Source organism: Ruegeria sp. N7 (assembly GCF_056531345.1).
In genome coordinates this window covers 28,079-50,888 of the sequence record NZ_JBQFLR010000016.1, presented here as the reverse complement: position 1 = coordinate 50,888, position 22,810 = coordinate 28,079, and the positions used below count along the sequence as shown (strand labels likewise).

The following is a 22,810-nucleotide window of genomic DNA, read 5'->3' as shown; positions in this document are numbered from 1 at the left end:
GCGACGTTCGGAGTCAAACAGGCGTTCAGAACTTCAGAATGACCGCCAGAACGATGGCAACCATCAGAATGGTCGGAACCTCGTTCATCATGCGATACTGCCGCCCAGTGAGCTTATTCTGGCCTGCCAGGAAATCCTTCCTTCGGGCCATAAGCCAATGGTGGAACCAGGTCATCGCGATCACGCCCGCACCTTTGACCCAGGGCCATGCAAAATCCCATCCGACGATCCCCGGTGTGAACACCATGATCAGCCCGCATACCCAGGTTACAACCATCGCGGGGCGCATGATCACCCGCAGCAGCTTGTCTTCCATTTCAAAGAAGATGTCTTGCGCGCCCTCTACGGCCTGCGCTTTTTCGACGTGATAAACAAACAGCCGTGGTAAATAGAACAAGCCCGCCATCCATGAGATTACGGCCATGATATGTAATGACTTCACCCACGGGTAAATCGTGAAAAGAAGGTCTGTCATGCCGACTCCGAACGTTGTTCGGTACCCTCCCTAATAAAAAAATAAGAAAAGAAAAAGGATGATGGTTTTGTAGGGTGCCAGAAATCCGTGGATTACTTTTTTACCCTAGCGTTTTCCCCAGGGGGACAGAATATCTGAGATCGCCGGTGATTCTGTTGATAGTACGAATTATTGATATAAATCAATGAGGTAAGTTGGATCAGGTAAATCTGATCTGTGGATAAACCGATGGGTATCATTGGATACATCTGTTATCCCAAGAGTTGGAGTTATCCTTGTCCCGACGGGATGAGATTTGAGCGACTCGGGGATCTTTGCCGCAAAATTCCCAGGGTTGCGTGTCAACCGGAAAACCATACAAAACACCCCAGAACTCTTATCGATTTGCACACGGGGTTTTCCACATGTCTGTCCCCATTCTTCTGGCTTCGGGATCTGTTATTCGCGCGCAATTGCTCAAGAACGCAGGTGTGCTGTTTGCGGTTCAAACGGCGCGCGTGGATGAAGAGGCGGTCAAAAGGGCGTTGCTGGCAGAAAATTCTTCGCCACGCGATATTGCTGATACGCTGGCTGAGATCAAAGCGCGTAAGGTCAGTGACAAGAACCCCGGTGCTATGGTGATCGGGTGTGATCAGGTGCTGGATTTCGAAGGGCTGCTGCTGTCAAAGCCCGAAACCCCGGAACAGGCGCTGGCCCAACTGAAAGCCATGCGCGGCAAGCGGCACATGCTTTTGTCCGCAGCTGTGATCTATCAGGACGGTGAGCCGATCTGGAGGCATGTAGGGCAAGTGCGTCTGCGGATGCGGGCCAGTTCCGATGCCTATCTGAAAGACTATGTTGCGCGGAACTGGGACAGCATTCGCCATGCCGTCGGAGCCTACAAGCTGGAAGAAGAAGGTGTCCGCCTGTTCGCCACCATTGACGGCGACTATTTTAACGTTTTGGGTATGCCCCTGTTAGAGCTTCTCAATTTTCTGGCTGTCAAAGGGATGATCGAGCAATGACGGACAATCGGGTTCCTTTGGCCGGAGTGATTGGGCATCCCATCGGGCATTCGCGCTCTCCTAAGCTGCACGGGCATTGGTTAAAGACCTATGGGCTTGCCGGGCATTATATCCCGATGGACGTCGCCTCTGCTGATCTGGAGACTGTGCTGCGAACCCTGCCCAAAGCGGGCTTTGTCGGGGCCAACGTGACCGTTCCGCACAAAGAAGCGGCGTTGAAGATCGCAGATCATGTTTCTGACCGTGCAACCGTGATTGGTGCTGCAAATACACTGGTGTTCCGAACTGATGGTTCGATACATGCAGATAACACCGACGGGTACGGGTTTATGGAAAACCTGCGCAGTGGCGCACCTGACTGGAATGCGAAAGATGGCCCGGCGGTTGTGTTTGGTGCCGGGGGTGCTGCCCGTGCCGTTTTGCAGGCCTTGTCTGATGCCGGGGTGCCGGAAATCCTGCTGACCAACCGAACCCGCGCCCGCGCGGATCATCTGAAGGAAGAGTTCGGCCAACGCATTCGCGTGGTAGATTGGGTTCAGGCGGGGAATGTCATCGAAAATGCCGAACTGGTGGTCAATACGACCTCACTGGGGATGCAGGGCCAGCCAGAGCTGCGCGTGCCGTTGGATGGGTTGCAGCCTGGTGCCGTGGTAACGGACCTGGTCTATGCCCCGTTGAAAACCCGCCTGCTGCAAACTGCCGAGGAGGCCGGATGCACCACAGTCGATGGTCTTGGGATGTTGCTGCATCAGGCCGTTCCCGGGTTTGAACGATGGTTTGGGGTCCGCCCCGAAGTAGACGCGGATACGCGCGCGGCGGCCCTGGCATGAGTTTTGCGCTTGGCCTGACAGGCTCAATCGGTATGGGGAAAAGCACCACAGCGCAGATGTTCGTTGAAGAAGGGTGCGCATTGTGGGATGCGGATGCGGCGGTGCATCGGCTGTATGCTATTGATGGAGCAGCGGTTGAACCAATGCGGGCAGCCTTTCCTGATGCGATACTTGATGGGGTGGTTAGCAGAAACGCGTTGAAACGGATTATCGCGGATGACCCGACCACGTTGAAAACGATTGAGGCGATTGTGCATCCACTGGTCGCTGCTGACCGCGCAGAATTTCGCGAAAGCGCTACAAGCGACATCCTGGTGTTCGATATCCCGCTTTTGTTTGAAACGGGCGGTGATGCAGCAATGGATGCGGTGGCCTGCGTTTCGGTCCCGGCCGAAGACCAAAAGCGGCGCGTTATGGAACGGGGCACGATGACCGAGGCGCAGTTCGAGCAAATCCGCGCCAAACAGATGCCGAACGATGAAAAATGCGCACGGTCGGATTTTGTGATCGTGACCGATACTCTGGACCACACCCGCGCGCAGGTGCAGGATGTGGTCAGGCAGATACGGGCGGGGATGGCACATGCGTGAGATTGTACTGGATACCGAAACCACCGGTTTTGACCCCGAAAGCGGGGATCGGATCGTGGAAATCGGCGCCGTTGAGCTGTGGAACCACGTTGCCACCGGTGAAACCTATCACGTCTATATCAACCCCGAACGCTCGATGCCGGAAGAGGCGTTTGGCGTGCACGGTATTGGTCCCGATCTGCTGGATACCCCGCGCCCGCCGGAAAAGGGCGAAGTGACGCTGAAAGACAAGCCGGTCTTTGCAAAGGTTGGCCATGGGTTTCGCGAATTTGTTGGCGATGCGCGGTTGGTGATCCACAACGCCTCATTCGACATGAAGTTCCTGAATGCCGAGCTGAAATGGATGGGTGCCCCGCTTATCCCGATGGAGCAGGCGTTGGATACACTGGCAATTGCCCGTAAACGATTCCCCGGCTCTCCGGCGTCACTGGATGCGCTGTGCCGTCGCTTCAATATCGACAACTCGAACCGTGTGCTGCACGGCGCGTTGCTCGACTCGGAAATTCTGGCCGAGGTTTATCTGGAATTGATCGGTGGAAGGCAGCCTGATTTTGGACTGTCGACATCCGCGTCTTCTGCGGACGGTGGCAGCGATGATTGGCGAGCTGCACCGCGCAGCACACCATTGCCATCCCGGATCACCGAGGATGAACGCGCAGCACATGAAGCTTTCGTTGAAAAACTTGGCGAGAATGCCTTGTGGACCCGCGCCTGATCCAGTCAGGCACGGGTCAAAACCTTACGCGTCGGCTTTTTGGGCCTGTTCGGCCTGACGGCGCATCAACTCGTTGCGATAGAGCGCGACGAAATCGATATTGTCCAGGTTGACCGGCGGGAAGCCGCCATCGCGGGTGATATCGCTGACGATGCGGCGCAGGAACGGGAACAACATGCGCGGGCATTCGATCATCAGGAATGGGTGCAGCTGATCTTCCGGCACACCTTCCACGTGGAACATGCCGCAATAGTCCAGTTCGCACAGGAACAGAATGTCATCCATGCCTTTGGCTTTGGATGTCAGGTTCAGCTTGATCGAAACTTCGAACTGATGGTCCGCCGCGCGTTTTTTGGCGTCCAGATTCACCTGAACGGCGATTTCGGGTTGTACGTCTCCGGAAACGCCCTTTTGCGCCATCACGTTTTCAAAGGACATATCGCGGATGAACTGCCCCAGAACACGCATCTGAACCTGCGGGGCGGCTTGGGCCGCAGTGTTTTCTGCAGCGTTTTCTTCGGCCATGGATCTACTCCAAAAATGAAATTCGCCACTGCTTAGCAAGTTGGGCGCGGCACCTCAATGCTGGTGGGGGCCTTCCACCCATTTCGAAGGCTTCGAGGGGTCTTTTTTTGGCCGAACTTCGGTGAATTCCCCATCGATGATATCGCCCTGATCGAACGGGTTCCCCCGCGTTTGATATCCGGGGCCCGGCCCCATCTGGAACTGGGTCACGGTAACCTTGGATTTCAGATACCGGAACACGGCGATGCGGACACCGGGAACTAACAACGCAAAACCAACGGCATCAGTGAAAAAGCCTGGTGTCAGCAACAAAGCGCCCGACAACAGGATCATTGCCCCATGGGCCAGCGGTTCGGTTGGATCGTCCAATTCGGCAAAGGACCGTTGCAGCTGTCCAAGCGCCATGCGACCTTGTGTCCGCACCAAAACCGTGCCCAGAACCGCGGTCAGCACTACGATGGCAAGTGTCGGCCACAACCCAATCAAACCACCAACCTGAATAAACAGCGCGATTTCGATTATGGGCACCAACAAAAATGCCAAGAACAGATACATTTGCGTTATCCTTTCCCTTAGGCCGGGCTGTGGACTTGCCACTCACTGTCACCTACATAGTGGCATGAGGCCGTGTATACAAAGTCGCGGCGTTGAAAAGAGAATGAAATGAGCGACAACCCTATGATCCAGCTCCTGGTCCTGGCCGGAATTGCCATTTTCCTGATCCTACGCCTCAAAAGCGTATTGGGCACGCGTGAAGGATTTGAAAAACCGCCTGTGCAGCAACAGCCTGAAGCCCATAAATCGCGCCGCGGTTTCGAGGTGATCGATGGCGGCCCGGATCATGACATTACCGACCATGTCGCCGAAGACAGCGAACAGGCGCAAACACTGGCTGCGATGAAACGGGTCGAGCCCGGTTTTTCGGTCAGTGAGTTCGTTCAGGGTGCGCGCGGTGCGTATGAGATGATTGTGATGGGGTTTGAAAGGGGTAATCTGGATGAAATCCAGCCTTTCCTGTCGGAAGAAGTGTTCGAGACTTTCGTTTCGGTCGTGGCAGCGCGTGAAGATCAGGGCCTGACCATCGAGGCTGAATTCATTGGCGTACGGGAAACCACCCTGACGGATGTGAAATTCGACAAGGATACGAACCAGGCCGAAATCACAATGAAGTTCGTGGGGGAGCTGACCTCGGTCGTTCGGGATCGCGGAGGCGATATCGTGGAAGGCAACCCGAATTCCGTGAAGCGCCAGAAAGACAGCTGGACCTTTGCTCGCGTCATGGGCAAGGACGATCCGAACTGGCTGCTTGTCGCCACGGACGCATGATTGCAACGCTTCGGTCGCTTTTTCTGGTGGGTGCAATGACCATCGCCAGCGCTGCCGAAGCCGAGGCAACGCGATCCATACTGTCGTTTGACGATCTGCAGGGCTGGGCCGAAGATGATCACGGCGCGGCCCTTTCCGTTTTTCTGAACACGTGCGGTGATCTGGATGATCCGGATTGGCGCGCCTTGTGTGGTGTGGCCAGAACATATGAACCGGATGCCGCCCGCGCCTTTTTCGAGTTATTCTTCCGCCCTGTTCTGGTCGAAGATGACAAAGAAGGCCTGTTTACCGGCTATTTTGAACCCGAGCTTGACGGCGCGCGCACCCGGACAGATCGTTTCAAATACCCGATCTACAAGATGCCGCCCGAAGCCCGTGCCGAAGGACCATGGCTGAGCCGTCGTGACATCCTGACCGGTGATGTGATGCAGGGCCGCGGGCTAGAGATCGCCTGGGTCGACGACCCTGTCGAGCTGTTCTTTCTGCAAATTCAGGGCTCGGGCCGTATTCGATTGTCGGATGGCGGTGCGCTGCGGGTTGGATATGGTGGCGCGAATGGTCACCCCTATCGGTCGATCGGTGTTGAACTGGTGCGACGTGGGGTTCTGGGTGCGCATGAGGTCAGCGCCCAGATGATCCGCGCCTGGGTGCGCAAAAACCCCGAGGCCGGTGCCGAGTTGCTGCTTCACAACCCGTCATACGTTTTCTTTCGCGAAGTCTCACGCGTTGCCCCCGAATTTGGACCTTTGGGGGCGATGAACCGGTCGATCACGACAATGCGCTCGATTGCGGCAGACCCCGCCTATACGCCGTTGGGCGCACCTGTTTGGGTGGAAAAGGACGGTGAAAACCCGTTGCGACGGCTTATGATCGCGCAGGACACGGGCGCGGCCATCAAAGGCGCGCAGCGCGCCGACATCTTTTTCGGAACCGGTGAAGAGGCCGGGCAGGCTGCGGGCAAACTGAAAGATCCGGGTCGGATGGTTCTGTTGCTGCCTATTCAGCGCGCCTATGCCCTGTTGCCGGATGAATTCTGATGACCCGGCGCAAACTGACAACCGACGAGATCGAGCTATGGCGCAAGGTCACCAAACAGGCCGAGCGACTGCATCCGGACAGTCCGCAGAGTGTCCATCCGACCACCCTGCCGAAGCCCAGACCCAGAAAAACACCAAAACCCCGGTTTGAGGTGTTTGAGCTTGGTCAGAACCTTCAGCCGAAACCTAATCCAAACGATCTGAAGCCATCGGTGACGGATGCGCTGCGTGCCGCGCCTGTTCAGATGGATATCAAAGCTTTTGGCCGGATGAAACGCGGTAAGCTAAAGCCCGAAGGCAAGCTGGATCTTCACGGTATGCGGGTCGATACGGCCCATCCTGCGTTGATCCGTTTTATCCTGAACGCACAGGCACAAGGTAAGCGACTGGTTCTGGTGGTAACCGGCAAAGGCAAGGACCGCGACGAACCCGGCCCGATCCCTACCCCGCGCGGCGTTCTGCGCAATCAGGTGCCGCACTGGCTGTCCATACCGCCGTTGGCGCAGGCGGTGATGCAGATCACGCCCGCGCATATCAGCCATGGCGGCGACGGCGCCTATTACGTCTATCTCAGGCGAATGCGCTAAAGATCCCGACGGGCGCGGGAAATGCCGGTTCGGACCAGAACGCATACCAGCACGAAGAATACGCCAATCCAGATGAACTGCGTATTCAGCGAAATGCCAAGGTCAATCAGGACGCCAGTCAGGCCGGGGCCTATGGCTGATCCAAGAACCATGACAGCCGCGGCCATCGCCTTGATCGCACCGATATGTCGGCTTCCGTAGAATTCGGCCCAGAATGCGCTGGGCAATGTGCTGTTTGCCCCAACGGTCAAAGCCAGGAAGACCAGCCCTAGGGTTGCGCCGCTGATCGAGTTTGTCATGCCCAGAATGACGAACCCAAGTGCGATCGGAAGCTGGTAGTAAGGCATGATCCGGGCGGTTCCCCATTTATCCAGCGCCCATCCTGCGACAAACATGGAAAACAGAGATACTCCGGTAAAGATCGGGAACAGAGCCACCAGTTGGATATGCTGCCACCCCTTCACATCAGCCAGATAAACCTGATGGAAGAAAAATGCGGTGATGAATGCGGATGGCCCAAGCACTGATGGCACCATGAACCAGAAAAGAGGATGGAACAGAGCGTCCCGGCGGGTCCAGTGTTTTCCCTGCATTCCCGATGCTGAAAACGCGTTGGCAAGGCTTTGCGGGGTTCTCTCCTCGCGCAGCAGCCGCATCAGGATCGGAATACCCAGCGCCGTGATGCCCGCCGCGGCAACCCACAGCCAACGCCAGTCCAGATAGACCATGGCACCAACAAAGATCAGCGGCAGCAACGCCTCGCCAAGCGCATAGCCGGTGGACGCGATGGAAAGCGCTTTGCCCCGCGTAACCGTGAACCAGCGCGCCATTGCGACCACGGCAAGATGCGTGCTCATCCCCTGCCCAAATAACCGCAGCAGAAAGATCACCAATGGCAACAGCAGCAGCCAGGTGTTCAGCGCCATTGCAATGGCGGCCAATGCAAGCCCCGCCAGCACCATTGGGCCCAAAACCCGTACGCGGAAGATATCCGTCAACCCTCCGGCCCAGATCATCACGATTGCAGACAGGGTCGTGCCCAACGTGTACAGCCCGCCCCATGCGCCGTGGCTGAGGCCAAATTCAGAGCGGATTTCACCAGCAAAGACCGAGATGAAAAAAGTTTGCCCGAAACTGGACAAAAATGTCAGCAAAACGCCGGTCGCAAGCCAAGTCGCGTTGTCCACAAGAAACCGGTGCAGGGAAACCCGCGTCACGGATTGCTTACCTGGGCCTGACCGGTTTCAGTCAGCACGATTTCTGTGGCGCCAACCGGATTGCGCTGGTTCGGTGGTACGAGGATGTCAATCCCGCGCCGGTCTTCGCGCCCAAAGGTTTCGCTGACCCGGCGCACGGAGCGAAGGATTGTCAACAGCGCTGGCGACGTGGCGGCCACAAAATGGGAAGATTCCGCATCGCTGTTGAAGGCAGTCGTATCCAGGATTTCAATCGGATATTCAGACAGCTTCTCGGCCGATCCGATATTGCCAAGCCTTTCACCATCGGCGGTTCCCCTCAACCGGCCGGAGACGTTCAGGACCTTGTCTTTCTTGGACACCATCAGGACAAAAGGATCAGGAGGATTTTTGATACTGTTCATCTGCGACCGAAAAACATCCACATCCAGATCGGGCGATATCAGAATAAGGCCTTCCAGATTTCGCTTTGCCCAGCCCGGCTGTTTCAGTTCGGTTTGCCGTATCATCTCCATTGCCAGCGCGCCGCCCATTGAATGCGCCACAAGGGCTACTCGCTTGACCCCCATGGACTTGAGTAGACGAATGGTTTCTTCCAGCCCATCACGGGCAAACAACATACTGTCCAGATCATAGGCATAACCATAGCCTGTCGCGCGGCTGGGCCATGAATAGACAAGGATTTGACCGGGAATGCCGATATCATGCGACAGCTGAGCGGCCCGGAACAATGTCTCTGTCTGAGTGGAGTTATAGCCGTGCACAAAAATCGTAACTTCCTCGGCCCCACTCAGCCTGTCTTTCAGCTGTTGCGGCCCGCTTAGCTGATCTACCTCTGCCAGCACGAACTGTTTTCTCGGGTCAGGGTTTGCGTATGAAAATTTAAGGCTTCCCGGTGAACGGCCCGGTGGTATCGACACGGTCGTTTCCAGAAATTGCAGGCGTTCTGCGCGGCGGAATCCATACGCGCCATCGGGCTCGCGCGCACGCGTCGTGGCCGCAAAAACCGTTTCGGGAGTTCCGATTTCCAATGCTGATGGAAGCGTTTCGGATACAGTCCGGTCAACACATGCCGCCAGCACGACCGGACACAGAATGAAGATTAAGAAACGCAGCACGGACAGCCCCCGGAACCAATTGCCGACACGCTATCTTATTCTAATCCCGCGTCCAGCACGACGACGCGAAAAAGCGGCAGAAACTGGCCCGAGCGGTTACAATCTGTAACAGACCGCATCCGTACGAAACCGATCTCTACCGGTGCTGTTGGACCTAGACCTCCGTATCCTCGTCCTGTTCCTTGTGCGGCATTTCTTCGATCAGGCGGGTTTCCAGCAATTGCCCGTTCCGATACAGGATCGGATAGGCCACCGCAGCGATATGGCTGTTAAATTCACGGAACGCGCGCAGGGTTTCCAAGTGTATATCGCTGGTTTCAAAGCTTTCCGTACTGCCATGCTGCAAACGTCTGAGGTGGCGTTTGCGGCTGTCACGCTCGGCCCGTTTGATTTCGGTTTTCTCAAGGCTCAGCAGGCGGGCGCTTTCCAGATCATCCGAGATCAGAACGTTTGAGGCCAGTTTGAGGTTGGCCAGGATGCCTTCGTGCATCTCAACCAGTTCCGACCAGCCCTCTTTTGAAAATGAAGCGCCCTTTTTCCGCATGTCGCCCGCCAGAACAGTCAACCGCTTGGCAACAACGTCGCCCGCAGTTTCCAGGCGGATTGCGTATTCCATCAGGTCGCGCGCCACTTTTGCGTTCTGCTTTCCGAATGTCTCCTCGGGAATGGCGGCCACGAATTTTCGAATACCCGACAGGCAGTCGTTCACATTTTCGTCCATGTCCCTTACGGCGCGTATCTGGTCCTTGTCGCCGCTGCGGTACAATTCCAGTGACGGGCGGAACATCGACTCGACCAGATCGCTCATCCGCAGCAGTTCACGCTTGAGGCTGGACAGCGCCTGGGAGGGGCTGCCGGCGGTGCGCACATCCAGCGCGCTGGCCGGGCGACCTGCCTGGGCCAGCGCGTTCGCAGATTTCGGGTCCGGAAAAAACTGCTCGAACGGCGCGCGCAATCGCCCGCAGAACGGCAGCGCCAGCAACAGCAACGAGGCATTGAATGCCAGATGCGCATTGACCAGCATCTGACCGCCCTGCAAATCCCCCAGAACACCAGCACGCAGTGCCGCAGTCGCTGCGAAAAGGGTGACTATCGCCCAGCTGCCGCGCAAGGCCAGGTTGGCAAAGGGTATGCGCCTGGCAGGCATTTCCATCCCCCTGCTCAGCCAAACAGGTATGAAAGCTGAACCGAAATTGGCCCCCAATACCAGCGACAGCCCGGCAGCAAATGGGATTGCGCCGATCTGGACCAGCGTCACACACATCAGGATCGCCGCGACCGAGGAATGCATAACAAAGGCCAGCGCGCCGCCGACCAGAAACGCTGTAATATAGTCGCGCGCCAGATACTCGGCGACGGCAGGCAAAAAAGCACTGTCCCGGATCGGGTCCATGGCTTCGCGCAAAAAGCGCAATGAGATCAGGATGAACGCAATCCCCATCAGGATGCGCCCCAATTGCCGGGGCTTCTTGGCCTCGGTCTTGACAAACAGATACCCACCAACCGCCAGAAGCAACGGTATCAGCCAACCCAGCTGGAACGACAAAACCTGAATGATCAGCGCCGAACCGAGATCAGCGCCCAGCACGATTGCAAGGCCGGTGGGAAAGGTCAGGAACCCCCCAGCAGCAAAACCCGATGTCAAAAGGGCAACCGCTGCCGAGCTTTGCAGAACCACCGCCATTACAATGCCGACCATTGACGCCTGCGCGTAATGGCTTTGGCCCGTCATGAGGCGCTGGAACGAAGCCCCATAGCTGCGCTCGATCCCTGTGCGGACCATCCGCACTGCGTAAAGCAGCAGCATCGTGGCTCCGGCCAGGCTGATGAGAAAGCTTACTATCGCCATGATCCTACCCGTTCACCAAGTCCAGCATTTCCCCGTGCAGCTCGGGTGTTGCCGCGGAAATCACCCGGCCGTCGGAGTTCAGGTCAAGCGGCCGACCCTGCCAATCTGTCATCACCCCACCCGCAGCTTCTACCACGGCCATCACTGGCAGGTAGTCATAGGGCTGAAGGTCATAGTCGATCACAGCATCCACATGGCCCGCCGCCAGCAGGGCATGGGGGTAGCAATCATAGGCGAACCGTCTGGTCTGTCCAGACTGCATCAGCCTGTCGAACAACGCCGGATGATCGCGATAGATCTTGTCCCCTTCGTTTACAAAAAGAATGGACTGATCCAGCCGCGTTTGGGCCGAAGTCGTGATCTCACGGCCATTCAACGTGGCGCCCCGGCCAACAACGCCGGTGAAAATTTCATTTATCGCCGGCATTCCGATCACGCCGATATCCGGTTTACCGTCAACCAGATGCCCCAACAGAAATCCAAACAGCGGATGGCCGGACAGGAATGACCGGGTTCCATCGATCGGGTCGATGATCCAAACCTCGCGACAATCCTGACCCTCGAACCCATGTTCTTCGCCAAAGACGCCGTGATCGGGAAAATGCTGTCCAAGATAGGCGCGAACCTGCGCTTCAACACCCTTGTCGGCCTGTGTCACCGGGCTTTCATCCGATTTGAACTCAACCCCCAGCGCGCCACGAAAATACCCCCGCGCTGCTTCGCTGGCCAAGTCGGCTATCTTTACCGCATGAGACAGCAGGTCGGTGCTTTCATCGGTCTGTGACGTCTTTGGATTCAGCATTTGTTTCTATCCTGTTTAACGATGATTGCGATCCCGGAGCGGTTACAAATCAGGAACGACCATTTGGCGGTCTCGCCTCGATCTCATCTCAACACATCCCACAATAATCCTACAAATCAACAAATACTCAAATAAAAAAACCCAAATATCCACGCTTTCACAAAAGTATGTGGATTTTGAAACATGATTCGATTCTCAGAACATGCAGGCAAAGGCTGGCTACACGCAAACAGGCGCACCCAAAGGCCAGAGGGTTGTGACGAAAACAAGAGTGAGCTCCTGTGGACGTCCCGGCCCCTACACACTTGAAGACAAAGATTTAACTTATCCAGTAAACAAGTTTCCGGGCATCGTGCCGCCTTTAGCAGCATTTCGGAGCTGAGCAAAACCGCGACCGCCGAAAGCCGTGATTCCGAAGACCGACTCCAAACAGTAAATACACTGAAATCTACCTAATGAATTGTTATGGAATACACTTTTAGGTAACGCGATCCAGCTATCTGAATTAAGGTCAGCGGTTCCAGGGTTGGCTAAGGTCTCTACATTTCGCTTATCCAGTGATCACTGTAAAGCGGGCCCAGGTCTCGGAGGGTCAGCGTCTTGCCCGACGACAGATCGATAACAGGCTTATCCAAAATAAGTTCTGCACGATCGAGCCCGCGAAAAAAGGACATTGCCATATTCTCATCCCGCGAGTCCCGGTGCCGGGATGGCCATGCGCGAAATGTATCAAGTTTTGATGTGATATGTGAGGCGAGGTCATCACGTACGAAAAATGCGTTCACGCCGGCCGAGTTTGTTCCGACAAATTGATACCCTTTCGCAGCGGCCAGCATTTTGAACGCACCCAGAGATGCACCATAATACTGGCCTGAATAATGTGCCGAGAAACGTTCGAAGCCCGGATCGTAAGGGACAGTCAGGTTATGCAAATCACCAAAGATCGCGTTGTATTCAACAATCAGTATCGCCGGAGATACGGAGCTAATCGCATCCAGCACCCAATAGTCGTTGCCGTCAATATCGACACTAAGAATGCCAATTTCGCCCGACAGATCGTGTTCGATCAGCAGAGTGTCAATATTTTCCGCAGTAATAAAGGCTTCAACGGGCGTTATGTCATTAAAGACGTGGATTGGATCTGCCCGAACATACGCAATATTCGCGGCTGACCCATCCATGATCAGACCGCGCCACCCCCTGTGGCGCACCAAAAAGCGCGTATTCGCTTCGGTATAGTTTTCAACTCCAAACTCAACAAAAACGCGTGGTATGCTTGGCAGTTGCGAGACCAACCATTCGATAATGCCATCTTCCCCGAATTGAGAATGGATGCGGAATTCTGCGTCGGCGATACATTCAAGCCTTACCATTGCCTGAACCTGCCGGGCAGCAACCTGCCCAGTGGCCAGCAGTAACCGTTCCTGGCGCCCCGCAATTTCAGCGAGATGAGCTGCAGTCATCTGCGGGGCCGGCGCAGACAAAGGCAGCGTTTCGGAAGAATGCAAGAAGCGCGATAAGACCCGACGCAGTTTCACGATAGGTTTCCGTAGTTGAATTGTAGCAATGGTATCAAGAGTCTGTAAGATTTGGCATCAGCAAAAGATCAGTATGCGGAGAACCGGCCTTGGACTCGCCTTGTCGCAATGCCTCGTACATCTGATCAAGCGCATCAAGTGATAGCTGGTTTAGGCTATTCGGGTTAGATGTGCCAAGATCAATGACCTGGATATCGTCGCGTGATGCGATTGCGTCGCGTAACATTTTGTAACCCCCGGAACGCTCAAGACCATAGGGCCAAAACTCAAGCACAACCGGGCAACGCATTGTGGCCATTCTTTTTGCACAGGCCAGCACGTGACCTTCATGCCCTTGCGTATCGATCCAAATCAAATCGGGCACGTCTTCAGGCAGCAGGCCATCCTCGACTAAACTGTCAAAGGTCCGAACCGGCACATCCTGAAGGATCCAATCGCCCTCATCATGTAGATTATTCGCGATGTCGCCTGAGACGCGAAGGCGATGGTCTCCGAAATTGGAAGGCGAGAGCTCCATCTGCATCGTGCCGTTTCTGTCCGATACTGCCATTTGGTGGCAGGACACCTTGTGATCTACGTCATGCAGGAAAGTGTTAGCGCGCAAAAGTCGAAAGTTTTGCGGGTCTGGTTCAAAAGCGATAACGCGGTCAAAACCACGCCGTGCCGCATGGATCGAATGGGAGCCGATATTCGCTCCGATATCCACGAAACATGACGTCGCGATTTCATGCCCATTTTGGGCAAGAATCTGCATTACATCATCAATGGCGCGCTCCTGGAACTGGCCAGTCTGACGAAGAGACCCGCCAATCACGGAATCATTTCGGTGGGTTATCCAGTGCCCTCCTTCGGCACCGCGCGACATGACGAGTTCCGAGTTTTGCACGAAGGGTTCGGGTGAAGCCCATTTTGTTGTCGAGATTTCAGCCTCCCCTGAAAGGAAAGTTGCCCCGTTGCCATCGTCTTCTGAGGATTTAGGTGCTGCGTTCAAGCGTTGGCTCGTCGGCCAGTGTAGCGCCAGATATTCCGGGCTTGCCATCCATTGCTGGAATTGGCGCCGAGGAGATCCGTCGTGATTCAATACCCACCTACGAAATATCCCGCGCGGCTTACCGCTCGCGTGGAAGAGCAGCCTCCGCAATGTCCGGACTGGACGCCCGTTCGTTGTGCGGAACAGCTTTTTTTCAAGCGCTCCGCGCTTGGGTTGAACTTGGGTCATTGTGTGCGTTCTTTGCAGTTGCATGATATCATCGCGAAGGCTCGACACTTCCGTGGCGAGAGGTGGAACGTTGCCCAGCGCCCGGTGAATCTCTGATAATGCTCTGTCAAACCGGTAGACACCTTGGATCAGGTCCATCCCAATTCGAAGCGAAAACGCCTCATCCAGAGCACCGATCTCTGGTCCATCAACCTGTGCTACCACTGCATAATCAAGCGAAACATCTGTGAAAAGACTGATCAAATGAGCAGCTGTTTCCTCTCTTGGCTCACTGCCCTGCAAACGAAGAATCACGTTGCGCTCGAACCCGACATGCTCGGTGAGAAAACTGGTTAACCCCGGAGGCAGCGGTCGCAAGTGCGTAGGGTCAAGATGAAAATTGACCAAGCTAACAAGTGGATTTTCCGGATTGGGTGTTTCCAAAATCAAAAGCCCACCAGGGCGCAAAACACGGTGCGCCTCTGTTACCAGTTCGCGAATATCGTCAAAAGGCAGATGCTCGATCAAATGAAATGCGGACACTAGGGCAAGCGCGTTGTCTGGCAGCGCTTTCAACGCCGGCAGAGCCTCCATCTGTTCAACCGCCAGACCTTTTTGGTGAGCGATATCAAGCATCCCCTTGTCGATATCGACGCCGCGTGCACTCAGGCCAGCCTCTTCAAGAATTTCCAACCATTCACCTCGACCGCATCCCAGATCAAGCGCCTGTGCGTCCCCTTTCTGAGCGGCGAGTGGCGACAGGAAGGGCTGGTATACTCGCAAACGCTCCCGAATAAGAGAAGGATCGCCACGAAATCGTGCCTCGAAATCGCGATAGAAGGTGTCAGTCATACTCCGTACTTTCACATTTGCATGGTTTTGTCCGAGATGATCGCGCTTTTCTCGGATATTTACCTGATTGTTAGTACAAGTCAGGACGGAGGTCATCCCGTTTCTGGCTCGGAAATCACGCGTTCCTTCGCGTTACGTATTAGGTCAGAGGATCTGCCAGCTTAGGTGTGATCGGCGAAGGATCAAAACACCCTTAATCTGATATCACTCTGACCCCAAGCCGTTCTGGATCAGAAAATAGACGGCCATAAACGGTGATGTGAATCAGAGATCCAAGCACCTTTTCCTGCAGTTCATATACGATCCCGTTGGCGATGGTATCCGGATGCTACGGCCGATTGTTCTGCCAAGAACCTCTGGCGGCGGCAATCGAGATGCTTCAGGTCACTCCTTCAGCATCCATTTCAGCGTCTCTTCCAGAGTGTGACGGATGCCGATCGGGATCAGGTTTTCCAGAAGTGTGGGATCGCCCATCAGAACCTTGATTTCTTGTGCGCGCATAAAGGCAGGATTAGACACCACCTCGATCTCATGGCCGGTTATGGTTCGACACATGTCCAGAATCTCTGCCAGCGCGGTTGCTTTACCGGAGCAGATATTCACGGTTTCACCTTCGGGCGCGTTTTCCAGAAGCAACCTGTACACTCGCGCAACATCGCGTACATCGGAAAAGTCCCGCGCGACATCCAGGTTTCCCAATTCTATCTGTGGCTGCTTACGCCGGAAATGAGAAACGATCTTGGGAACAAGAAACTTGGGGTCCTGGCCAAGACCGGTATAATTGAATGGTCGGGCAATAACGACAGGAAGACGGTCGTTATACAGCCGGGCCATGTGCTCCATTGCAAGTTTTGAAACCGCGTAATCGTTAACAGGTGCCGGGGGGGTAGATTCCCCTATGGATGGCACGGCGGCGTTACCATAGATATTCGCGCTACTGGCCAGAACGACGGCTTTGCGGCCATGTCCGGTGTTGGCAAGCGCTTCTAGTAAGCACCGCGTCCCCATTAGATTGACCTGATAAAAGCTCTCGGCGGTTCCGTGTGCCACAAATGCGACCCCTGCCAAATGCAGCACCGCGTCCGGAGCGACATGGGTAATGACCTGCTCTAGACCCGATGAATCTGTCAAATCTGCTTCCAGATATTGGGAATCAGGCTTGGGGGCCGGATTTGTTCCGATGCCCCAAACGTCCCACCCTGCTTCTGCAAGCTCTATTGCGGCATAGTGTCCGGTAAAGCCATAGCGTCCGGTAATCAGAACTCGGGGTGCCGGCATCAAAAGGACACACCCTTTTCGTTACGTGCAAGATCCGCCTCAACCATCATCTGGCAGAGTTCCTCCAAAGATGTTGTCGCCTCCCAACCAAGCTCTTGTTTTGCCTTGCTCGCGTCGCCAATCAGCAAATCCACTTCAGCAGGGCGATAGAATTTGGGGCTAATCCTCACAAGAACACGGCTGCCTTCGGCGTCCACCGCCACTTCTTTCTCACCTTCACCTTCAAAACGCAGCTCGATACCCGCGCTCTTGAAAGCCATGGAGACAAAATCCCGCACTGTCTCGGTGCGACCGGTCGCCAGTACAAATGTATCGGGTTCATCAGCTTGCAGCATACGCCACATGCCATCCACGTAATCCCGGGCAAACCCCCAATCGCGCTTTGCGTCAAGATTGCCCAGCTCAAGGCAATCAAGTTGACCCAGTTTGATTTTGGCAACCGCGTCAGTGATTTTGCGTGTTACGAACTCCAACCCTCGCAAAGGGCTTTCGTGGTTGAACAGAATACCTGAGCTGCCGAATATATCGTAGCTTTCTCGATAATTGATGGTCATCCAATGCGCGTATAGTTTGGCAACACCGTAGGGGCTGCGCGGCCAGAACGGAGTCGTCTCGCGCTGCGGTACTTCCTGAACCTTGCCGAACATTTCGGAAGTGGAAGCCTGGTAGAACCGGATTTTGGGGTTCACTATTCTGATAGCTTCCAGCAAATAAAGTGCGCCAACGCCGGTGATCTGTGCGGTTGTGTGCGGTTGTTCAAACGAGACGCCCACAAAGCTTTGAGCCGCCAAGTTATAGATCTCATCCGGTTCCACCTTCTGAATAAGCCGGATCATTGTCCCCATGTCAGTCAGGTCGAGTTCCGACAGATCCAGATTGGGATGGTTACGAATACCAAGCTCTTCAATGCGCCAGAAATTCGTGGAAACAACCCGACGGAAGGTCCCCACGACGTTATAACCCTTGTTCAGCAACAGCTGAGCGAGATAGGCACCATCCTGTCCTGTGATACCTGTGACGATAGCAGTTTTTGTCACTCTTAATCCCTTTCTGTTTTGTCTTTTGCCTGTCGGAAAATCCTGGCCGACATGAGCAGTGCTTTTTTGTCAACTTAGTAGTGTGTGCAAGACCGCTTTAGTATTATTTCACGCGCAAGGGCTACAAAACTGGCCAATTCAAAGCTCTGTATTGGAATTGAAACCTGCGAACCCAAGCTTAGAACCAAGAGCGCGGACTTTCTGATGAAAGATTGGGCCTGCGATAAGTCGTGAAAGACGTCAATATGCATCGGTTTTTTTGGGTGCGTACATTGCCCGCCCCATATCCCGAGCCACATCTGACCAACTGCGCAGTGGCGCGGTTTTGATTTTTTCTTCCAGTTCTGAACGGTGGGCAGCGTTATTGAGCCTTAAGACGGCCTCGCCGATGCTTTGGACGCTCATTGCATCACAATATTCAACAAGATCCATTCCTACTTCGACGAGCGAGCTATTCTGGGCGACTACGGCCGTTTTTCCGTAGGCCAACGCCTCGCCCACGGGCAGGCCCCATCCCTCGTAAACACTCGGCATCAGCACGAACTGGCAGTTCTTGTAAAGGACGCCAAGCTCCTCATCTGTTGGTCCGTCAACCATGCTTACATAGCCGTATATATCGCCTGTCCCCTCTAATAGGTTATCGAACTCGTCTGTAAGCCAGCCTTTGCGGCCGGCAAACACAAGCTTAGGCAGATCAACATGGCCCTGATCAACAAGGTACTTCCACGCCATCGCGGTGCGCCAGATATTCTTGCGTGGTTCGACCGTACCAACACAAAGCGCATAAGGCTCACCAATAATTTTCCGCAGGTGGACACTTAGCTGGCTGGCGTCTTCAAGATGGGGGAAAGCGTCGAACGAAATCCGCGAAGACACGGGCCCTTGTTTCTGGGCATTCTCGTCTTCGAGCCCAATCTTGGACAACCCCGCCTGCGCCAAGGGAACAGCGGTCGCATTTCTCTGGATATCGTGTGCTTGAAAAAAGCGTAAAAGATCCTGCCGGGTCGCCTCAGAGATTGTCATGTAGCGGCTTGTGTACTCCCGACTGTCTAAAAGCCAGTCATAAAATACATAAGGCATGCTTCCAGCTGTAAACTGTGGTGCCACGATAGGGATCAGATCGTACACCAGCGAATGTACTTCCATCCCATTCGCTTTCGCCTTTTTGAACGCCTGAGTGTGGCGCGCCAGCCAACTGCTGTCCAGAAGCACAAGATGGTCACCTTCTATTGCCACATCGAACAAAGGTTGCTCGGTTCGGCGAGACCCCGAGGTTTCGACTGGTGCTTTCTTCCGCCGGGCCGCGCGCCACATCTCTGATGACATGTCCTTTTTTCGAAATACGGACTCTCTTCTGAGAAAGCTCATCACATCCAATTTGGTGCGGTGGAAGAAATACTTTGCAGGGCGGTTCCGGTACCCGTCCAACATTGGAAGATTTGAGCGCGCGGATTTCCAAGGATAGAAAATCTGCCGCAGCTTAGCTGGCGACGTAAGGGTTTCTCGACCCATTTCCTCCAGAAGCAAACAGCGCTGAACACCGGAGTTTGCATCGCACCAACAAAGGTAAACAAGCTTTGGATCGCTTAGTTTAGAAAACTCTGAGATCAACTCAACAACAACACGCTGAATGCCCGAGTAGCGATCAACTTTTTTGATATAGTCGATTAGTCCTGAGATATCGAAGAATACTTTTTTGCCATCTTGGTTAAACGTAGGGGCGTTCATAGCTTACTCTCCATGCAGTCTGCCAGATGAAGTGGTCTCATCTTCTTGGATTGTTTCGCAGTAATACCGAAGTGTACTGATTTTAAGGGCTTTTGCGACTAACTCGACTTCATGAGCAAGTAATCGCGCTTTTCTGGAAAATTGAGGTTCACACAACAGAAGGGCTGACTCTTGACGGCGAGTGTGGCGTCTGCCTGACAGAATGCCGAGTAATGCTGAGACCTGCGCGCAGCGCCGAGGTCGATTGGACCAAAACCACGTGACATTTTAGAGGGGAATTGCCAGGCATGACAGTCCTTTCAAAGTTTATGGGCTCTATTGCCGGGATGGGTAACGGTCCCGTTAGTCCAGTCTTTGCAATACCGCTCGCACGTCCGCTGCAACGTTCGACCAAGTGCGAAGCTGCGGTTTATGCGCAGCAATGCGTGCGCGAAGGTTCTGAGCGAACTCCGGATCTGTCAGCAGCCTTGTGATATGGTTTGCAAGTTGATCAGGCCGATCTGGATCGAAATAGACACCAAGATCTCCGCACACTTCTTTCAGAACCGCCGCAGTAGAGCAAAGCGCTGGTGTACCGAACCACAAGGCTTCACCGGCGGGTAAACCCCAGCCCTCCATTCGGCTAGGCATGACAAGTGCCAAAGCATTCTTGTACAGGTTTACAAGGTCTGTCTGATTGGGGTTCTCGCGGAAGACCACGTGCTCACGGATCGTTGTGCATTCGTCTGATTGCAGATAGGTGCTTGTTTTGTGACGCAACGCCCCTGCCAGAACCAAAGTGGGTACGTCTTTCCCGTCACGCTTCAGAATGCGCAATGCTTCGAATACGACATCCAGGTTCTTGCGGCCCAGCATCGATCCAACTGTCATGATATATGGATTATCCGGAATATCTTGCTCGGATTGCTCGGTTCCCTCGGGGCATTCATGAACCAAGGGGACTGCGTAGACCTCTGGCGCTTCCGGCAGAACACCTTTTTCGGAGAAGTCCAGAACTTCCTGTCGCGTAAATTCGGAGTTTGTTAACAGCGCCTTGGCGCGGGAAACCAGCAGTTGGTTATCCCCTATGAAGTTGCGCGGGAAACTTGCCAGCTGGTGTTCAAAATCGTGCATGGGGATCATGTCATGCAGCAATGGAATGATATCGCAAGACACCCCTTTACGATCCAGAGTGCACAGGATTTCAACGATCAACTTGGGCCGCCCACAACTCACCAACGTCTTTCCAGACATGTCGATGGGCGTCATGTCTGGGGCTATCGCCTCCCAGGCTTTGCGGTTTCTGCGCCCGACCAGCGGTCTGACGGCCGCCAGCACCAGATCCCTCATAATTGACTTGGTGTAGTGGTGACTGCGCACGCGCATTTGCCGGATACCGATTGGAACGTTCAGGTCAACGCCACCATCTGCTCGTATGGTTGGGAATACTTCTAGAAGTTCATTATGACCCTGCGAGAAAACGGCGAATCTGACGGACGCGTCCTGTTTTCTGAGCTCAGCGCCAATCTCGGCAACGACCCTGGCGATCCCGTAATAACGCAGCTTACCGGTCGAGGCTAAAAGCACCTCGGTCAGGTCATAGACAACCTGCCGCTTCTTGGCTGCATTGAGATCGTTTTCCATTTCCGTTTTCCTTCGGCCACCCGGTCAGTCTAAAGCGGTTATCCAACCGTGTCCTAGACCCTGGAATAGACGTCCTCATAGCGGATGATGTCATCTTCGCCCAGATAGCTTCCGGTCTGCACTTCGATCAGCACCATTGGAACCTTGCCTGGGTTTTCCATGCGATGCACAGCGCCAAGCGGAATGTATACGGACTGGTTTTCAGTGACCAGCTTGACGTCGTCATCGACGGTCACCTTCGCGGTTCCCTCAACAACAATCCAGTGTTCGGACCGGTGGTGATGGCTTTGTAGCGATAGTGCTGCGCCGGGGTGTACATGAATACGCTTGACCTGAAAACGTCCGCCAACCACCAGGCTTTCAAACCAACCCCACGGGCGGAAATCCTTGGGAAAAATGGTGGCCTGGCTTGCGCCTTTTACTTTGAGCGCCTCGACAGCCTTCTTCACGTCTTGCGCACGGGATTTGTCCGCCACCAAAACCGCGTCGGATGTAGCCACAGCGATTATGTCCTTCAGGCCGATGCCGACCACTTCCAAATTACCCGCCTCAGAACGCAAAAGCGTGTCATTACAGTCTATTGAGGTCGCATTACCTGTGGCCACAACTCCGTTGTCATCCGGTCCCGCCTCACGCCAAACCGAACCCCAGTCACCCAGGTCAGACCAGCCAGCAGAAAATGGAACAACGCTCAGGTTGTCGGCCTTTTCCATCACCGCATAGTCGATCGAGATATCTTCGGCCTGCTTCCAGGCCTCTGGGTCCAGCCGTAGAAAACCCAAATCCGTTTTGGCAGCTTCGCAAGCGGCCCGGACCGGAGCCATCAGTGTCGGGGCGTGGGTTTCAAAAGCGGCGATGACGTCACAGGCCCTGAAAAGGAAAATGCCACCATTCCACAGATGCTTGCCGTCGGCCAGCATCGCAGAGGCGGTTTCAACATCTGGTTTCTCGACAAAGCTGTCGAGTTTGACAGGAGCGGTGCCCTCCGGTGCTCCAGCCAGTTTAAGATAGCCATAGCCGGTCTCGGGCCGATCCGGTGTTATCCCAAAGGTTACCAACTGCCCGGCTTGGGCTGCTGGCACACCTGCAGCCACGGCTGCACGAAAGGCGTCAGCATCAGGTACAACATGGTCGGAGGGCTGAACCAGCAATAGGGCTTCGGGGTCGGACTTTGCCACATGGAGGGCTGCCGCCAGAACCGCCGGCGCGGTGTTGCGCCCCTCAGGTTCAATCAGAATCGTGCCTGGATCAATGCCAGCCGCCTGCAATTGTTCAGTCACGATAAACCGGAAATCAGATCCGGTCACCACTACTGGTGCATCATAGTCCGACCCTGACACGCGCCGGGCCGAGGATTGAAACAGGGTCTCGTCCCCGGTGATCGCTGTAAACTGCTTGGGATAGGATTTCCGGGACAGCGGCCAAAGACGGGTGCCAGAACCACCGCAAAGAAGAACAGGAGTGATGGACACGATCAGATAACCTTTGCCAATAAATGCAAG

21 protein-coding genes are annotated in these 22,810 nt (G+C 54.8%); 7 read left to right on the top strand and 14 right to left on the bottom strand.

Annotated features, from left to right (window positions below):
• Window positions 1-25: 25 nt before the first annotated feature.
• Window positions 26-475, bottom strand: coding sequence for a CopD family protein (locus tag ACR0ES_RS16055; protein ID WP_209506877.1), 450 nt, complete (start codon window positions 473-475; stop codon window positions 26-28).
• Window positions 476-879: 404 nt separating this feature from the next.
• On the opposite strand from ACR0ES_RS16055, the gene ACR0ES_RS16050 reads away from it, so the two are divergent.
• The 4 genes from ACR0ES_RS16050 to dnaQ are packed head-to-tail and all read left to right on the top strand — an operon-like array spanning window position 880 to window position 3,614.
• Entirely contained in the window at window positions 880-1,479 is a 600-nt protein-coding gene (locus tag ACR0ES_RS16050; RefSeq protein WP_480871285.1) for a Maf family protein, read from the top strand.
• Window positions 1,476-2,309 (top strand): shikimate dehydrogenase, encoded by an 834-nt coding sequence (locus ACR0ES_RS16045; protein WP_267364724.1) that lies wholly within the window; start codon window positions 1,476-1,478, stop codon window positions 2,307-2,309. Before ACR0ES_RS16050 ends, ACR0ES_RS16045 begins: the two co-directional genes overlap by 4 nt.
• Window positions 2,306-2,899, top strand: coding sequence for a dephospho-CoA kinase (gene coaE, locus ACR0ES_RS16040; RefSeq protein ID WP_480871284.1), 594 nt, complete (start codon window positions 2,306-2,308; stop codon window positions 2,897-2,899). The genes ACR0ES_RS16045 and coaE overlap by 4 nt, the downstream gene beginning before the upstream one ends.
• Window positions 2,892-3,614, top strand: a complete 723-nt coding sequence (dnaQ, locus tag ACR0ES_RS16035) for a DNA polymerase III subunit epsilon (RefSeq protein WP_480559168.1) — start codon at window positions 2,892-2,894, stop codon at window positions 3,612-3,614. Before coaE ends, dnaQ begins: the two co-directional genes overlap by 8 nt.
• 24 nt (window positions 3,615-3,638) lie before the next feature.
• Here the strand turns inward: dnaQ and secB are convergent, their stop codons facing one another.
• Window positions 3,639-4,139 (bottom strand): protein-export chaperone SecB, encoded by a 501-nt coding sequence (secB, locus tag ACR0ES_RS16030; RefSeq protein ID WP_209506872.1) that lies wholly within the window; start codon window positions 4,137-4,139, stop codon window positions 3,639-3,641.
• A gap of 54 nt (window positions 4,140-4,193) precedes the next feature.
• On the bottom strand, window positions 4,194-4,694 hold the full coding sequence (locus tag ACR0ES_RS16025) for an FxsA family protein (protein WP_267364719.1): 501 nt from the start codon (window positions 4,692-4,694) through the stop codon (window positions 4,194-4,196).
• A 108-nt stretch (window positions 4,695-4,802) separates the two neighbouring features.
• Between ACR0ES_RS16025 and ACR0ES_RS16020 the strand changes: the two genes are divergently transcribed.
• The 3 genes from ACR0ES_RS16020 to ACR0ES_RS16010 are packed head-to-tail and all read left to right on the top strand — an operon-like array spanning window position 4,803 to window position 7,089.
• A complete protein-coding gene (locus ACR0ES_RS16020; protein ID WP_209506870.1) occupies window positions 4,803-5,465 on the top strand; it encodes a Tim44/TimA family putative adaptor protein in 663 nt (220 codons plus the stop codon).
• A complete protein-coding gene (gene mltA, locus ACR0ES_RS16015) occupies window positions 5,462-6,502 on the top strand; it encodes a murein transglycosylase A (RefSeq protein ID WP_480871283.1) in 1,041 nt (346 codons plus the stop codon). Before ACR0ES_RS16020 ends, mltA begins: the two co-directional genes overlap by 4 nt.
• Window positions 6,502-7,089: a Smr/MutS family protein gene (locus tag ACR0ES_RS16010; protein ID WP_480871282.1), complete on the top strand. Its 588-nt coding sequence runs from the start codon at window positions 6,502-6,504 to the stop codon at window positions 7,087-7,089. Before mltA ends, ACR0ES_RS16010 begins: the two co-directional genes overlap by 1 nt.
• Here the strand turns inward: ACR0ES_RS16010 and ACR0ES_RS16005 are convergent.
• The 11 genes from ACR0ES_RS16005 to ACR0ES_RS15955 all read right to left on the bottom strand — a co-directional run bounded on the left by ACR0ES_RS16005 (window position 7,086) and on the right by ACR0ES_RS15955 (window position 22,780).
• Window positions 7,086-8,306, bottom strand: a complete 1,221-nt coding sequence (locus ACR0ES_RS16005; RefSeq protein WP_480871281.1) for an MFS transporter — start codon at window positions 8,304-8,306, stop codon at window positions 7,086-7,088. The two genes, ACR0ES_RS16010 and ACR0ES_RS16005, sit on opposite strands and share 4 nt — an antisense overlap.
• The gene (locus ACR0ES_RS16000) at window positions 8,303-9,403 is read right to left on the bottom strand and encodes an alpha/beta hydrolase (protein WP_480871280.1); all 1,101 of its coding nucleotides are present in this window, start codon (window positions 9,401-9,403) and stop codon (window positions 8,303-8,305) included. The genes ACR0ES_RS16005 and ACR0ES_RS16000 overlap by 4 nt, the downstream gene beginning before the upstream one ends.
• A 154-nt stretch (window positions 9,404-9,557) precedes the next feature.
• Window positions 9,558-11,252, bottom strand: a complete 1,695-nt coding sequence (locus ACR0ES_RS15995) for a Na/Pi cotransporter family protein (RefSeq protein ID WP_480773027.1) — start codon at window positions 11,250-11,252, stop codon at window positions 9,558-9,560.
• A gap of 4 nt (window positions 11,253-11,256) precedes the next feature.
• The gene (locus ACR0ES_RS15990; RefSeq protein WP_480482562.1) at window positions 11,257-12,054 is read right to left on the bottom strand and encodes an inositol monophosphatase family protein; all 798 of its coding nucleotides are present in this window, start codon (window positions 12,052-12,054) and stop codon (window positions 11,257-11,259) included.
• Between the two features lie 539 nt (window positions 12,055-12,593).
• Entirely contained in the window at window positions 12,594-13,592 is a 999-nt protein-coding gene (locus tag ACR0ES_RS15985) for a hypothetical protein (protein WP_480559158.1), read from the bottom strand.
• A gap of 34 nt (window positions 13,593-13,626) precedes the next feature.
• A complete protein-coding gene (locus ACR0ES_RS15980; RefSeq protein WP_480871279.1) occupies window positions 13,627-15,642 on the bottom strand; it encodes an FkbM family methyltransferase in 2,016 nt (671 codons plus the stop codon).
• Between the two features lie 384 nt (window positions 15,643-16,026).
• Window positions 16,027-16,920 carry an NAD-dependent epimerase/dehydratase family protein gene (locus ACR0ES_RS15975; RefSeq protein ID WP_480773025.1) on the bottom strand — a complete coding sequence of 298 codons (894 nt, stop codon included), beginning with the start codon at window positions 16,918-16,920 and terminating at the stop codon, window positions 16,027-16,029.
• The gene (gmd, locus tag ACR0ES_RS15970) at window positions 16,920-17,957 is read right to left on the bottom strand and encodes a GDP-mannose 4,6-dehydratase (protein WP_480482570.1); all 1,038 of its coding nucleotides are present in this window, start codon (window positions 17,955-17,957) and stop codon (window positions 16,920-16,922) included. The genes ACR0ES_RS15975 and gmd overlap by 1 nt, the downstream gene beginning before the upstream one ends.
• Window positions 17,958-18,197: 240 nt before the next feature.
• On the bottom strand, window positions 18,198-19,685 hold the full coding sequence (locus tag ACR0ES_RS15965) for a glycosyltransferase family 4 protein (protein ID WP_480486888.1): 1,488 nt from the start codon (window positions 19,683-19,685) through the stop codon (window positions 18,198-18,200).
• Window positions 19,686-20,027: 342 nt separating this feature from the next.
• Window positions 20,028-21,308, bottom strand: a complete 1,281-nt coding sequence (locus ACR0ES_RS15960; RefSeq protein ID WP_480871278.1) for a glycosyltransferase family 4 protein — start codon at window positions 21,306-21,308, stop codon at window positions 20,028-20,030.
• 53 nt (window positions 21,309-21,361) lie between these two features.
• Window positions 21,362-22,780, bottom strand: a complete 1,419-nt coding sequence (locus ACR0ES_RS15955) for a mannose-1-phosphate guanylyltransferase/mannose-6-phosphate isomerase (protein ID WP_480773023.1) — start codon at window positions 22,778-22,780, stop codon at window positions 21,362-21,364.
• Between the last annotated feature and the right edge of the window lie 30 nt (window positions 22,781-22,810).

Excerpts from the sequence above, each read along its gene's own strand:
- ACR0ES_RS16055 (WP_209506877.1), bottom strand. The coding sequence starts at position 475 with ATGACAGACCTTCTTTTCACGATTTACCCGTGGGTGAAGTCATTACAT.
- ACR0ES_RS16050 (WP_480871285.1), top strand. The coding sequence starts at position 880 with ATGTCTGTCCCCATTCTTCTGGCTTCGGGATCTGTTATTCGCGCGCAA.
- ACR0ES_RS16045 (WP_267364724.1), top strand. The coding sequence starts at position 1,476 with ATGACGGACAATCGGGTTCCTTTGGCCGGAGTGATTGGGCATCCCATC.
- coaE (WP_480871284.1), top strand. The coding sequence starts at position 2,306 with ATGAGTTTTGCGCTTGGCCTGACAGGCTCAATCGGTATGGGGAAAAGC.
- dnaQ (WP_480559168.1), top strand. The coding sequence starts at position 2,892 with ATGCGTGAGATTGTACTGGATACCGAAACCACCGGTTTTGACCCCGAA.
- secB (WP_209506872.1), bottom strand. The coding sequence starts at position 4,139 with ATGGCCGAAGAAAACGCTGCAGAAAACACTGCGGCCCAAGCCGCCCCG.
- ACR0ES_RS16025 (WP_267364719.1), bottom strand. The coding sequence starts at position 4,694 with ATGTATCTGTTCTTGGCATTTTTGTTGGTGCCCATAATCGAAATCGCG.
- ACR0ES_RS16020 (WP_209506870.1), top strand. The coding sequence starts at position 4,803 with ATGAGCGACAACCCTATGATCCAGCTCCTGGTCCTGGCCGGAATTGCC.
- mltA (WP_480871283.1), top strand. The coding sequence starts at position 5,462 with ATGATTGCAACGCTTCGGTCGCTTTTTCTGGTGGGTGCAATGACCATC.
- ACR0ES_RS16010 (WP_480871282.1), top strand. The coding sequence starts at position 6,502 with ATGACCCGGCGCAAACTGACAACCGACGAGATCGAGCTATGGCGCAAG.
- ACR0ES_RS15995 (WP_480773027.1), bottom strand. The coding sequence starts at position 11,252 with ATGGCGATAGTAAGCTTTCTCATCAGCCTGGCCGGAGCCACGATGCTG.
- ACR0ES_RS15990 (WP_480482562.1), bottom strand. The coding sequence starts at position 12,054 with ATGCTGAATCCAAAGACGTCACAGACCGATGAAAGCACCGACCTGCTG.
- ACR0ES_RS15980 (WP_480871279.1), bottom strand. The coding sequence starts at position 15,642 with ATGACTGACACCTTCTATCGCGATTTCGAGGCACGATTTCGTGGCGAT.
- ACR0ES_RS15975 (WP_480773025.1), bottom strand. The coding sequence starts at position 16,920 with ATGCCGGCACCCCGAGTTCTGATTACCGGACGCTATGGCTTTACCGGA.
- ACR0ES_RS15965 (WP_480486888.1), bottom strand. The coding sequence starts at position 19,685 with ATGAACGCCCCTACGTTTAACCAAGATGGCAAAAAAGTATTCTTCGAT.
- ACR0ES_RS15960 (WP_480871278.1), bottom strand. The coding sequence starts at position 21,308 with ATGGAAAACGATCTCAATGCAGCCAAGAAGCGGCAGGTTGTCTATGAC.